Genomic DNA, 11,879 nt, shown 5'->3' on the forward strand with positions numbered 1-11,879 from the left:
CGATGGCCCAGGGAATGATGGCCAAGGGGATGATGAAATGACGGCTACACAATCGGGACCGATCCGCCTGGTTCTCGCGGATGTCGACGGCACGCTGGTCACGCGGGAGAAGATCCTGACCCCGCGCGCCATCCGCGCCGTGGAACGCCTGCGCGAGCGGGGGATCGTGTTCACCATCACCAGCGGCCGGCCGCCGCTGGGCATGAAGATGGTGATCGACCCGCTGCATATCGACCAGCCGATCGCCGGCTTCAACGGCGGCATGATCGTCCGCCCCGACTATTCGGTGATCGAGGCCCACACCCTGACCCAGGACGTCGCGCGCCGCACGCTGGAGATCCTGCGCGACCATCGGGTCGACCCGTGGGTGTATAATGGCAACGACTGGATCGTCTCGAACGCCGAGGCGCCCCATGTGGCGCGCGAGCAGTGGACGGTGAAATTCCCGCCCAAGGTCGCCGATGTCGGCGCGCAGTTGGACCAGGTGGTCAAGATCACCGGCGTCAGCGACGATCTGGAACTGATGAAGAAGGTCGAGCACGACCTGCAGCAGGCGCTGGGCGACGCGGCCTCGGCCGCGCGGTCGCAGCCCTATTATGTCGACGTCACCCACCATGATGCCAACAAGGGCGGGGTGGTCAAGGCGCTGGAACGGCTGCTGGGCATCCCGGCGGCGCAGATGGCGACCCTGGGCGACCAGCCCAACGACGTGCTGATGTTCGTGCGCAGCGGCCTGTCCATTGCGATGGGCCAGGCGATAGACGAGGTCAAGGCACAGGCCACCCACGTTTCCACCTCCTCCGAGGAGGAAGGATTCGCCATCGGGGTGGAACGCTATATTCTCGGAGACGATGTCTGATGAGCGGTCATGATGTGAAAACCGGCGAAATGATCGTCCTCGCCGATGGCGAGGCGATCGCGCAATATATGGCCAGATGGCTGACGGAACAGGCCCTGGCCAAGACGGACGGCCCCTTCGTGGTCGCGCTGTCCGGCGGGTCCACCCCCAAGCGACTGTATGAAATCCTGGGCTCGGCCGATTTCGCCACCCGCTTTCCGTGGGACCGCACGCAGCTCTTCTTCGGGGACGAACGGTTCGTGCCGGCCACCGACCCGGCCAGCAACTACACCATGACGCGCACGGCGCTGCTGTCGCACATTTCCATTCCGCCGGCCAACGTCCACCCGATGCCGACCGAGGGCGACCCCGCCGCCGCCGCCGCACGCTACCAGGCGGAACTGCAGGCGGTGTACGGCGCGGACACGCTGCAACCCGGCCGCCCGCTGTTCGACGTCGTGATGCTGGGCCTGGGCGACAACGGCCATACCGCGTCGCTGTTCCCCCGCCAGCCGGTGCTGCAGGAACGCAGGCTGTGGGTTTCGACCTGCGTGCCGGACGACGCGCCGCATACCCGCCTGACCCTGACCTACCCCGCCATCCATTCCAGCCGGCATGTCGTGTTCATGCTGGCCGGTGCCGGCAAGCGGGAAGCCTTCGCCAAGGTTCGGGCCGGCGACCCCGCCGAACCCGCCAGCCACATCACGACCGAGGGCGAACTGGTCTGGCTGCTGGACAAGGCGGCCGCCGCCGTCTGAAAATCGGCCGGCGCGAAAGACAAGAGGACCGCCGGAACACCGGCAGGTTCCGGGAGGAAGCAAGATGGGCGTCCAGAATTCGGACCCGATGATTGAACTGAAACGCATGGCGGCGGAAGAAGCCGCCGCCATGGTCCAGGACGGAATGGCCGTCGGGCTGGGATCGGGCAGCACCTCGGCGATGATGATCGACGCGCTGGGCCGCCGCTGGGCCGAGGGGCTGCGCTTCGTGGCCATCCCCACCTCGGAACACTCGGCCGAACAGGCGCGCGCGCATGGGATCACGCTGGTGACGTTCGCCACCCATCCGCAGCTCGACATGGCCATCGACGGCGCGGACGAGGTGGAACGCGGCTCGCTGAACCTGGTCAAGGGTCTGGGGGGCGCCCTGTTCCGCGAAAAGATCGTCGCCTCGGCAGCGAAGCGCTTCATCATCGTGGTCGATGAAAGCAAGCTGGTCGATCATCTGGGCAGCCGGGTCGCGGTCCCGGTCGAAGTCACGTCGTTCGGCTGGGAAAGCACGGCGCGGCAACTGGGCGAACTCGGCGCCCGGGTGTCGCAGCGCATGGACCGCAATGGCGGCCTGTTCGTGACCGACGGCGGCAACATGATCCTGGACTGCGCCTTCGGCCCCATCGCCGACCCGCCGCAACTGGCGGCGGACATCCGCGCCATCGTGGGCGTGATCGAAAGCGGACTGTTCATCCGTCGCACGTCCGAAGTCATCGTGGCCGGCCGCAGCGGCCTGACCCGCCTGGTGGCGGCATGAACGCCCCCCTGCCGGAAGCGGCGGGCATCCGGCCGCAGATCCTGGTCATCATGGGCGTGTCCGGCTGCGGCAAGACCACGGTGGCCGAAGGACTGCACAACATCCTGGGCTGGCCCTACCAGGAAGGCGACCTGCTGCATCCCCGGGCCAATGTCGAGAAGATGGCCGCCGGCATTCCGCTGACGGACGAGGATCGCTGGCCCTGGCTGGCACAATGCCGGGCGTGGATCGAGGCCCGGATCAGGGACGGCGGCGGCGGCATCCTGACCTGCTCGGCGCTGAAACGCGCCTATCGCGACGTGCTGCGCCAGGGGGATATGGACCCGGTGGTGTTCGTGTATCTCAAGGTGCCGGAATCGATCCTGAAGGCCCGGCTGGCTCGGCGCACGGGGCATTACATGCCGCCCAGCCTGCTGCCCAGCCAGCTCGCGACCCTGGAAGAGCCCACGGCGGACGAGCACGCGCTGGTCATCGAAAGCGAAAACGCCCCGGCCGAAGTCATCGCCAAGACGATCGGCCAGTTGAAATACCGCATCAAGCGATAAGGGGCGGCCTGGAATTGGGGCGGTCTCGGCCGGCGGCGGCCCTGTCCTTCGGGCTGGCGGCCGCGTTCGCGCTGCCTCTGCGCGCGCAGCCCGCGCCGGTCGATGACGGGCGCCCCGTCGTGGTGCCGTCCCGCTGCGTGGCCCATGTCCTGTCCGCGCCGCTGCTGACGGGCGACGGCAGCCCGGGCATTCCCGTGACCATCGACGGGACCGACGGACTGGCCTTCCTGGGCTTGACCCAGGAAAATCTGGGCGTGTTCGAACGCCCGGACGTGACCTATCCCCCCGGTACCCCCATCAAGGTCCGGACCATGACCGGCGAGGGCACGGTGTACGAAACCGTGGTCCGCAAGCTGGCCCTCGGCCACGGCACGGCCCGCGACGTCCAGGCCGTCATGCTGGGCACGACGGGGGACAGGCGCGTGGCGGGCCGGCCGCTGCTGGGCATCGTGGGCTACGACATCCTGGGCAATTACGACGTGCTGCTGGATTTCCCGGACCGGACCTTGACCCTGTTCCAGGCGACCGGCGCCGCCGGCTGCCCGCCGGTGTCCCGGCTGGTGGGCGGTCCGGCCTATGCCGCGCCGCTGTTGCCGAACAGCCGGGGCATGAGCGTGATGGTGCAGGTCGCGATCGGCGGGGTGCCGATCGGCATGGAACTCGAACCCGGGTCGAACGCCTCGCTCATCCAGGCGAGCGAGGCCGCCGACATCGGCGTGGACGCGGCGGCGCTGGCGGCCGATCCCCGCTCGCGCACCGATGCCGGCAACGCGATCATCGGCCACCGCCACCGCTTCGGCCCCTTCGTGCTGGGCACCTATCGCGGCACGGACCTGACCGCCGACGTCACCCGGTCCACCACCAACATCCTGGGCATGAATTTCTTTCGCGGCCGGCGGGTGCTGTTCGCCATGCCCACCCGCATGGTCTATTTTTCCGACCCCCAGGCCACGCAGCCCGGCCAGGACACGGCCTCCGCCGGCGCCAGCCCGGCCCAGTCCCGCCTGGCCGACGTCGCGGTGCAGGACCCGCCCGCCGCCCCGCCATGACGGGCCTTCCGACGTCCTATGGAATCAGGCTACCGGCGCGCCAGATGACCCGGCCGATGATCCTGGCCGGAAAGCCGTCGTCCTGGACCATCCTGCGAACGTCCTCGGCGTTCAGTTCCTCGGTCGGGTAACGCGGGTTCTCGCTGATGACCTGGACGTTGCCGTTGGTCTTGAGGATCAGACGCCTGACCAGAAGGGTGTTTTCTACCCGCAGGGCATAGATGCTGCCACTTGTGAGCGTATGCACATCCGTTCTTATTAGAGCGTGATGATTTTAGGTTGGTCCATATCCTGAGTTTATGAAATAATTGGCGCATTCGCTGGGAGCGTAGCTGCGCAGGAGTTCGCCGATGGTTGAACTGACTGCGTCGCGGCTTCGAGCCGCGGCCTTGCGGAGCAGGTGCTTGAGCTTGGCAAAGACCTGTTCAATGGGATTCAGGTCTGGGGAGTATTTTGGCAGGAGGATCAGGCGCGCGCCGACCTGTCGGATGGCTGCGCGTGCTGCCTTGTTTTTGTGGCTGCCGAGGTTGTCAGCGATCACGATGTCACCAGGCCTGAGCGTCGGCACGAGTTCATTCTCGACGTAGATGCGGAAGCTTTCGCCGTTGATCGGACCATCGAGCAGCCACGGCGCATCGATCCGATCGACCCGCAGGGCGGCAATAAAGGTCATGGTGTTCCAATGACCCCAAGGCACTTTGGCCCGGAGCCGTTCGCCACGCGGCGCCCAGCCGCGTAGCGGCGCCATATTGGTTTTGGTCCAGGTTTCATCGATGAACACCAGGCGGGCGGGATCTATGAGGTGTTGGTATTTTTGCCATCGCGCCCGGTGTCGGGCGACATCAGGACGGTCCTGTTCGGCTGCGACGAGTGTTTTTTTTGAAGCTACTAGTCATATGGATCTCGTCGTGGACGAAGACCCACACAGAGCGATAATCGACCCTGAGCCCGCGCCCGGCAAGTTCTGCGACCAAGCCCCGCAGGGTAAAGCCCCCCGCCTTGCAACGCTCGATCAGCCATTCCCGATGCGCACCCGTCAGCCGTTTCGGCTTGTGGCCGCCCATCTGGCCAGGGGAAACGCTGCCGGTCCGCCGAAAGCTCTGCATCCACCGGATCGCGGTGCTGGGTGCTACACCGTAGCGCTTCGCGGCCTCGTGGCAGGAGAGGCCGTCTGTCTCCACGGCTGCCACAACCCGGTCGCGAAGATCCATCGAATAAGGACGCGCCATCCATGCTGGCCTCCAATCCAGACAGCATGTTGAATCAGATTTTCGGCAATCTGGGTACCCATATTCCGATTCAGACCGAAATCATCACGCTCTAAAAGAATGTCTCCATCGTCTATGATCGGATTCATGCTGTCGCATTTCGCCGTGACGGCCGAAATGTTGTCCGTATTGGACTGAATGGACAAAGGGAGAAAATCCCGCGGTATCGATATTCTCGTTTCGATATAAGAACTATCCCCGTCGACGCCCTGGTGGGCGGAGAGAATGACGTCGTAATTCAGAAACTCGACCGACTCGGGACCCGCCTGCCGGGCATTGCCGAATTCCCGGGCCGCAGGTCCGTCCTCTCCTGCCGCAAGCCAGTCAAGACTGACACCGCAGGCTTCCGTGATCTTGCGCGCGACGGAAAGCTTGAGTTCCCGACCCGACAGGTAACCTGAAAGTGTGCTGAGAGGGATGTCCGTGCGTGCGGCCACAGCTTTCGCGCCTCCGGTCCGATCCACTACTTCTCGTAGCCTGATAACCATCGGCTCTATTTGTCGGTTTTTTGCCAGGTCCGACAAATCGCGCATTGGGCGCTCGGAATTCGACATGTGGATCTATATTCAGTCGTATATCGATAAATGGTCTGACTTATCCACAGTCAGATATGACTCATCTAAGAAAAAGTACCATAACTGGGTTTTTAAAGTTGAATGTACATCCACATGTCGTTCCTCTCGTTTTAAAACATGCGAAGCGGGGCGGAAAATAACGGCTGGTGGCAGCCAGCCGTGTTTGAGGAGTATTACCTATGGCACAAAAGCCGGCGGGGATGCACGTCGACCACCTTCCTGCGCATGCGAAGGAATTTCGACACTCATGGCGGCGGCGTTCCGCCCCATGGGCCGCATCCCGACACGGTCGGCACCCTGGTCGGTCGGACGGGCGATTCCGTCACCATGGACTGCAATCCTTACGAAATCTGATCGGATCGGTATTGTCCTGACGGGCCTTCCGTTCCGCACGAACTGTCAGGATTGCGGCCGCGTATCTCGGCGCCGATCCGGAATCAATCGTCAGCATTGCACTCATAGCGCATCTGAAAGTGCCTTGGGACAAGGGGCGCCATGGCCGCGGCCTGCCGTCATGGGAACCCATCGAGCGTTCGACCTCGACGTGGCTGATACAGCCGGAACATCATGGGCAATTTCGTTGCAGCGGTGAGGGATTTTGGAAAGAATCCTGGATCTTCATAATCGTATCCTAAAACAGTTCTTATTCGAAACGACATGGCGGGGTACAGGGCAGGGTCAGGATATCGCCGGCGTATTGTGTGCCGAGGTCGAACGTCTTGTGCCGGACAGCGTGGCGACAGTACTGCGGGTCAATTTGGAGCAGGGGCTCGAAATTCTCTCGGGCGACAGTCTTCCGCGCGCGAAAATCGCTCTGCTGGAACACATGACCCTGACGGATGCGGATATTGCCGCTCTTCGCGCGAACCCCGAGGAAGCATACAGAATCGTATGGCGACCGGGAGAGGACGAAACGCACGACATCGCATTGTCCGATTGCCGGGCGTCGGCCCTCTTCGACGGCAGGGGCCAGCTGATCGGCATCTTCGCCCTGTATTCGCGGCATCGGCACGGCATCGCGGACTGGGGGGAAAAAATCGTCTCGCACTGCCGTTCCTCGTGCGTTGCGATCATCGAATACGGCAGAACCCGCAGGCGGCTGGACCAAATCGACCGCCACGACGCGCTGACCGGCCTTCCGAACCGCGCCGCGATATTCGATCTTTTGCAAAAGATGACGACGGAAACGCCAACGTCACCATTCGCGCTCATCATCCTGGACGTGGACCTGTTTCAGGACTTCAACGATGCGATGGGGTACGAACAGGGTGACCGTCTGCTGCAGATCGTGGCCTGCCGATTTTCCACCCATTGCCGCGGCGATGCCGTCATCGGCCGTCTCGGCGGAGACAACTTCGCCATCGTCATTCCCGGAGAACAGGACACGGCGGCAAACGACCTCGCCCGGGATCTCGTCGCAACCCTCCGCAGCCCCATCCGCATCCGCGGGCAGGACATCGTCATATCGTGCAGTACAGGCATCGGCACGTTTCCGGAGAACGGGACCGAGGTGGAACAGGTCGTCCATCACGCGCAGATCGCGCTGCGCGAGGCGAAGAAGGCCACACGCGGCAGCGTGCAGAACGCCCCCGCCGCCACCGGAGATGACGTCGAGGCCCGGGTCCTTCTCGGCTCGGCCATGCGCAAGGCCGTCCAGAAATCCGAATTCCGCCTGTTCTACCAACCGCAGATCTGCATGGAAAGCGGAACGATATATGGGGTCGAGGCTCTGGCCCGCTGGTATCATCCTGCAATGGGGCTCATTCAGCCGTCGCAATTCATCCCGGTCGCCGAACAGACGGGGCAGATCGAAATCATCGACAGATGGTCCATGGAAGAAGCGTGTCGGCAGATGGCGGAATGGGACCGGGCCGGAATGCGGTTGCCCACGGTCAGCGTGAACGTCTCTGCCGTCAGTATCCGAAACACCGATCTGCCCCGGCGGATCGCCGCCCTTCTCAAGCGGTATCGGCTGGAACCGCGCCGCCTGACGGTCGAAATTACGGAAAGCGCCATGATGCAGCAGAGCCGCGACACCGGGGCGACCCTTTCCGCCATGCTTGCGATCGGAATAGGCCTGGCGCTCGATGATTTCGGAACCGGCTTTTCCTCCCTGTCGCGCCTGACCCATCTTCCCCTGACGGAAATCAAGATCGACCGCAGCTTCGTCACAAGTCTGGAGCGGGACGTCGGTTCGATGATCGTCACCGAGGCGGCGATCACGATCGGAAAGCGACTGGGGGTGAAAGTGGTCACCGAAGGCGTCGAAGAGATCGCGCAGGTAAGGAAACTGCGTCAACTGGGCTGCGATGTCGTGCAGGGCTACCTGATCAGCAAGCCGCTGCCGTCAGCCGAAATTCCGAACTGGCTGCAATCTCGTGACGGAACGATCACCGAAAGTGACGAATAGGTCCTTGTAAGTGCAGAACAGGTTTTGTTCATATGAATTTCGTAACAAAAATGGATATTAACAGAATTAAATTCCCATGAAGCGACGATAGTCGTCGTCAATACATAATCGCGCATGGATTCGAGCATATTATAGAAATGACTGAATCTCGTACATTCCTTCTTATATCGTGTTCCGTGGCATTGTTGTGCGCCGCCTCCGCCGGTTACGGACAGACGCTGCCCGGGGGCATGGCCGCCACCTATCATATGGAACGGGACGTGGACCAATGGCAGTTATTCGTGGCGAACGATGACTCCGACGCACGACTCGTCAGTCATCAGGGCGATCTGTTCATTGGAATCAAAGCGAGGAGAGGGCTGCCGTCCCTGCGCGTGACGCTTGGAAACGGCGGCGGACTATCCCCGAATTATACGATGGATATCGGAAATCGCGAATTCAGCGCGGGCCGGAACGGCCTCGTCCTTGAAGATGACCAACTGGACGGATTCGTTCGCGCGCTCACCTCGTCCACGACCGCGACTGTCGAAACGAGTCGCGGCATATCCTCGCTTTCATTGAGCGGCGCGCGGGGCTTGATCTATTTGCTGTACAGCCGCACTGCAAAACCGTCCCGCGCCGACGCGGAAAACAGTCCGCTCTATAACGGGGACGCGGAACGGGTGGCGTTATCGAGTGATCCGGATGTCTCCGCGGCCGAACAGGCCGGCCCGTCCCGAGTTTCCGACCCGACGGCATCGTTGCAGGATCCCGATGCCAATCGAAGCGCGTCCAGTCCCGACAATTCGGCCTACGAGGTGCGGGCACGGCCGGGGGGCCGGACAACGGCGATTTCCGGAATACAGCCGATTTCGTTCAGGAACATGGACTGGACGCAGGACTCTCGGGAAGAGGCGGGCGGATATCATGCGATCATCATTTTCGGATGTTTCCTGATTGCGTATTTGTGCCTGTTTTATATCCTGTCCGTACCGTTCGTTATACCAACTCCTGTTTGTTAAAACCCATGTGCCCATTGTCGTAGCCCGAGGGACATGATGCGCCAGGGCTGGTCGACGAGCTGGTTCCAGGCGTGGCAGCAGATATCGACGATGTCGTCGTAGGTGCGGAAGATCCGGTTCGACAGCCAGGTATTGCGCATGAACTGCCAGACGTTTTCCACCGGATTGAGTTCGGGCGAGCGTGGCGGGAGCGGCAGGATGGTGATGTTGGCGGGGATATCGAGTTTCGGGCTGGTATGCCACGCTGCCTGATCGACGATGAGGATAGCGTGAGCGCCCGGCGCTACGGCCTGCGAGATCTCGTCGAGATGCCGGTTCATGGCGTGGAGGTTGCACCAGGGCAGGACGAGGGCCGCTCCCTTGCCTAGCGCCGGACAGATCGCTCCGAAGATCCAGGCCGAACGTGTGCGCTGATCGGCAGGCGCGCGTGGACGGGTGCCGCGTCTGGCCCAGCGGCGCGTCAGCTTCGTTTTCTGGCCGACCCTCGCCTCGTCGCCCCACCAGAGTTCGATGGCCTTGCCGGGATGCCGGGCCCGGATCCCGGCCATGACGTCGGGGAAGCTTTTTTAAATGTAGAAGTTTGCACTTAATCTGACGGACGGCTTGAAGTGGCCGGCGTGGATGCTACGCGTTCATGTGGTGTTCGACGTGGCGCCCGATATCTTTTTCGCGGGCGTGGTGGGCTGCGTCAAGGAAGGTTTGCATCGGGGTTTTGCCGAAGCAGTATCGTCCCTGGTGGGTGCGATTGCGGTTGAAGTCATCCATCCATTCGTCGAGGTCTGCCTGGAGTTCGTGGATGCTGTCGTAGATCTTGCGGCGAAAAGTGACACGATAGAACTCGTCGAGCATGGTCTTGTGGAAGCGCTCGACGATGCCGTTGGTCTGCGGGCTGCGCGCCTTGGTGCGGGTATGGTCGATGTTCTCCACCGCCAGATAGAGTTCGTATTCATGGCGGTCATGAGAGCCGCAGAATTCGGTGCCCCGGTCGGTCAGCACGCGCTGGAGCGGGAGATCGTGCAGCTCGAAGAAGGGGATGACGCGGTCGTTGAGCAGGTCGGCAGCGGTAACCGGGGTCTTGCGGTCATAGAGCTTGGCGAAGCCGACCTTGCTGTAGGTATCGACGAAGGTCTGCTGGTAGACGCGACCGACGCCCTTCAGGGTGCCGACATAGAAGGTATCCTGAGCGCCGCAATAGCCGGGACATTCGGTCTCGAACTCGCCCCAGGCCTCCTTGTCGGCCTTGGCCTTCTCCAGGGCCGCAAGCTGGCTTTCGGTGAGGATCAGCCGTTCCTGGGCCATCTTGGCTTCGAGCGCCTTGAGGCGGAGCTTCATGGTAGCGAGGTCGTGGCGCAGCCAGATGCTGCGCACCCCGAAAGGAGAGACGGTGACGCCGCGCTTGAGCAGTTCGTTGGCCACGCGGGCCTGGCCCCAGGCCGGTTGTTCGATGGCGATCGCGACCACTGCTTCCTCAACCGCCGGCTCGACGCGGTTTTTCAGCAAGGGTTTGCGGCGGGAGAGTTCCTGGAGCGCGATTTCGCCGCCTTTGTCGTAGAGCTCCTTGAAGCGGTAGAAGCTGTCGCGCGAATACCCCATCATCTTGCAGGCCTGGGAGACGTTGCCCAGTTGCTTCGATAGTTCCAGCAGGCCAACTTTGGCGCGGATGATCTTCTGGTCACGGGTCATGAGGATATCCTCCGATGGCTCGGGCGGCTGCGTCGCCCGGCCACTCCGCCCCCGCCGCAGCCCTGGTTGAGCTTCAGCAGACACCATCCGTCAGATTTAGTCGAGACTTCTACATTTTAAAAACGTCCTGGGCCTCGGGATCCTGGGCATGGTGCCGGGGGCGTCCCGTCAGAAGGCGGAAGTCGAGGCCCCGGATAACGGCGCTCAGCCGGCTGCGCGAAAGAGAGACGCCGAATTCCTCATAAAGCCATTGCCCCAGATCAGCCTGCCGCCAGCGCACCACCCCATGCACGGCAGCGATCGGGCCGTCCTCGATCCGGCGCATCAGCGCTTCCAACATGGCTGGTGTCAGGCGGGGAACGACACCGCCCCCATGATGATCCCGCACGCCATCCGGGCCCTCGGCGTTGAAACGCACCACCCAGTCCCGCACAATCTGCCGATCCGTCCCAGCCAGTCGTGCCGCGTCTCCGCGTGACGCACCATCGTAGATCGCCGCCAGCGCCAGAAGCCGACGCGCCTGGCCCGCATGCCTCGTTGTCCGCGCCAGAGCACGCAGTCCCGCCGCATCATAATCCTCACGCAACGCTAACGCCCCGCCCATTCGGATGCCTCCCGCCCGGTTCGGCATCCTGTGAATCACAGCTCGTTCCAGAACGATACCGTCAGGCAATCACATATGAGTCAGGGCGGACCGGAGTTGGTATTAGCAACGGATCAAATGGCGGTCGCCCGCCTTTGCTTCCATCTGAATAGGCCAGAGCCTTCTCCAGATCAGGACGGAACGCTTCAAAATCTACAGTCCGGGAAAATGCTTCGAGCTGATCGCCAAGCCCGCTTAACCGGGCAAGCCGCTCTTCAACGTCAAAAAATCCCGGCTGCTTCATCTTCCATCATCCTCAATCAACGCAGGACAGATGGAATCACACAGATAGGACCAGAACCAGAGGGTTTTTCGAACCCTCCACCTGCCCGACCACAAG

11 protein-coding genes and 3 pseudogenes are annotated in these 11,879 nt (G+C 62.5%); 7 read left to right on the top strand and 7 right to left on the bottom strand.

Annotated elements, in window-relative coordinates:
* The first annotated feature begins 37 nt into the window (after positions 1-37).
* From GDI_RS01375 to GDI_RS01395, 5 genes are all read left to right on the top strand, one after another.
* The gene (locus GDI_RS01375; RefSeq protein WP_012222549.1) at positions 38-859 is read left to right on the top strand and encodes a Cof-type HAD-IIB family hydrolase; all 822 of its coding nucleotides are present in this window, start codon (positions 38-40) and stop codon (positions 857-859) included.
* Positions 859-1,596 carry a 6-phosphogluconolactonase gene (pgl, locus tag GDI_RS01380; RefSeq protein ID WP_012222550.1) on the top strand — a complete coding sequence of 246 codons (738 nt, stop codon included), beginning with the start codon at positions 859-861 and terminating at the stop codon, positions 1,594-1,596. The genes GDI_RS01375 and pgl overlap by 1 nt, the downstream gene beginning before the upstream one ends.
* 64 nt (positions 1,597-1,660) lie before the next feature.
* The gene (gene rpiA, locus GDI_RS01385; protein WP_012222551.1) at positions 1,661-2,365 is read left to right on the top strand and encodes a ribose-5-phosphate isomerase RpiA; all 705 of its coding nucleotides are present in this window, start codon (positions 1,661-1,663) and stop codon (positions 2,363-2,365) included.
* A complete protein-coding gene (locus GDI_RS01390; protein WP_012222552.1) occupies positions 2,362-2,910 on the top strand; it encodes a gluconokinase in 549 nt (182 codons plus the stop codon). The genes rpiA and GDI_RS01390 overlap by 4 nt, the downstream gene beginning before the upstream one ends.
* 14 nt (positions 2,911-2,924) lie before the next feature.
* The gene (locus GDI_RS01395) at positions 2,925-3,959 is read left to right on the top strand and encodes a retropepsin-like aspartic protease (protein ID WP_012222554.1); all 1,035 of its coding nucleotides are present in this window, start codon (positions 2,925-2,927) and stop codon (positions 3,957-3,959) included.
* A gap of 16 nt (positions 3,960-3,975) precedes the next feature.
* On the opposite strand, the gene GDI_RS01400 is transcribed toward GDI_RS01395, so the two are convergent.
* From GDI_RS01400 to GDI_RS18785, 3 genes are all read right to left on the bottom strand, one after another.
* Positions 3,976-4,218 (bottom strand): S24 family peptidase, encoded by a 243-nt coding sequence (locus GDI_RS01400; protein ID WP_261375551.1) that lies wholly within the window; start codon positions 4,216-4,218, stop codon positions 3,976-3,978.
* Positions 4,219-4,233: 15 nt separating this feature from the next.
* A protein-coding gene (locus GDI_RS18780) for an IS630 family transposase (protein WP_408735206.1) occupies positions 4,234-5,188 on the bottom strand; the annotation gives its coding sequence in 2 pieces (ribosomal slippage) (positions 4,234-4,825 and positions 4,824-5,188; 957 coding nt in all).
* The gene (locus GDI_RS18785; protein ID WP_081434730.1) at positions 5,089-5,781 is read right to left on the bottom strand and encodes a helix-turn-helix domain-containing protein; all 693 of its coding nucleotides are present in this window, start codon (positions 5,779-5,781) and stop codon (positions 5,089-5,091) included. The genes GDI_RS18780 and GDI_RS18785 overlap by 100 nt, the downstream gene beginning before the upstream one ends.
* 619 nt (positions 5,782-6,400) lie before the next feature.
* Here GDI_RS18785 and GDI_RS01420 point away from each other — a divergent pair.
* Positions 6,401-8,212: a putative bifunctional diguanylate cyclase/phosphodiesterase gene (locus GDI_RS01420; protein ID WP_012554271.1), complete on the top strand. Its 1,812-nt coding sequence runs from the start codon at positions 6,401-6,403 to the stop codon at positions 8,210-8,212.
* A gap of 230 nt (positions 8,213-8,442) precedes the next feature.
* The gene (locus GDI_RS01425; protein WP_231854182.1) at positions 8,443-9,213 is read left to right on the top strand and encodes a hypothetical protein; all 771 of its coding nucleotides are present in this window, start codon (positions 8,443-8,445) and stop codon (positions 9,211-9,213) included.
* On the opposite strand, the pseudogene GDI_RS01430 reads toward GDI_RS01425, so the two are convergent.
* The 4 genes and pseudogenes from GDI_RS01430 to GDI_RS18790 all read right to left on the bottom strand — a co-directional run.
* Positions 9,210-9,779: pseudogene (locus GDI_RS01430) on the bottom strand (IS630-like element ISGdi4 family transposase); the annotation flags it as partial. The gene GDI_RS01425 and the pseudogene GDI_RS01430 sit on opposite strands and share 4 nt — an antisense overlap.
* Before the next feature lie 58 nt (positions 9,780-9,837).
* Positions 9,838-10,896, bottom strand: a complete 1,059-nt coding sequence (locus GDI_RS01435) for an IS481-like element ISGdi10 family transposase (protein WP_012222646.1) — start codon at positions 10,894-10,896, stop codon at positions 9,838-9,840.
* 115 nt (positions 10,897-11,011) lie between these two features.
* Positions 11,012-11,500: pseudogene (locus tag GDI_RS01440) on the bottom strand (IS630-like element ISGdi4 family transposase); the annotation flags it as partial.
* 112 nt (positions 11,501-11,612) lie between these two features.
* A pseudogene (locus GDI_RS18790) lies at positions 11,613-11,783 on the bottom strand (IS5/IS1182 family transposase); the annotation flags it as partial.
* Between the last annotated feature and the right edge of the window lie 96 nt (positions 11,784-11,879).

The organism is Gluconacetobacter diazotrophicus PA1 5 (assembly GCF_000067045.1).
Taxonomy (GTDB): domain Bacteria; phylum Pseudomonadota; class Alphaproteobacteria; order Acetobacterales; family Acetobacteraceae; genus Gluconacetobacter; species Gluconacetobacter diazotrophicus.